1 protein-coding gene is annotated in these 998 nt (G+C 75.2%); it reads left to right on the top strand.

Annotation, left to right across the window (positions count from 1 at the left end; translation table 11 throughout):
• On the top strand, positions 1-998 hold a 998-nt coding region (locus tag IE249_RS39310; RefSeq protein WP_229859814.1), incomplete at both ends, for an acetate--CoA ligase family protein.

Here is a 998-nt window from a genome sequence, read left to right as displayed (position 1 = left end):
TCACCGTCGTGCTCGCCGCGTCGCAGGGCGTGCGCCGTGCGGCCGGGCGCCGCGTCGCCGTGCTCACGGACGGCGGGGGTCACGGCGTCATCGCCGCCGATGCCGCCGAGACCGCCGGCCTGACCGTGCCCGAACTGCACCGGCCGACCCAGGACCAGCTGCGCCACGCCCTGTGGGAGCAGTCGGCCGTCACCAACCCGGTGGACCTCGCCGGGATGGGCGAGCAGAACCCGGGCTCGTACGCGCAGACCGTCTCCGCGCTGCTGGCGGCCGAGGAGGTCGATGCCGTCCTGATGACGGGCTACTTCGGTGGCTACGCGGCGGCCGACGGCGGGCTCGGGGGAGGGGGTACGGCTCTCGCGGAGGGGGAGCAGGAGGCCGCGCGCCTCATCGCCGCCCGGCACCGGACCGGCGCCAAGCCCCTCGTGGTGCAGTCCATGTATCCCGAGTCGCCCAGCTGCCGCACCCTCGCCGCGGCCGGCATCCCGGTCTTCGCCGCCACCGAGGACGCCGCCCGCGCACTCGCCGCCACCGCCCCCACCGCCGGGCACACCGGCGTCACGCCCCTGCCCCGGGCCGACGCCCCGCTGCACGAGACCGGCTACCTGGCCACCCGCAGGGCCCTGCAAACAGCCGGACTCGCCTTCCCCGAAGCCCGCGAGATCCACGACGAGACCGAACTGCTCGCCGCGACAGAGGAGTTCAGCGGGCCGTACGTCCTCAAGGCCCACCATCTGCTCCACAAGTCCGACGTGGGCGGTGTGACCCTCGGCCTGGCCGGCCCCGGCGAACTCCTCGCCGCCTTCCACGCGATGCACGCCCGGCTCTGTGCGCCCGCCTATTCCGTGGAGGCCATGGCGGACCTGACCGACGGAATCGAGCTGATCGTCGGTGTGAACCGGGACCCCCGCTTCGGCCCGGTCGCCATGGTGGGGCTCGGCGGCGTGCTGGCCGAGACCCTGCGGGACGTCGCCTTCGCCCTGGCCCCCGTGCCCGCC

This window comes from Streptomyces anandii JCM 4720 (assembly GCF_014650655.1).
In the GTDB taxonomy this organism is placed as follows: Bacteria; Actinomycetota; Actinomycetes; order Streptomycetales; family Streptomycetaceae; genus Streptomyces; species Streptomyces anandii.
This window is presented reverse-complemented; position numbering and strand designations above follow the sequence as displayed.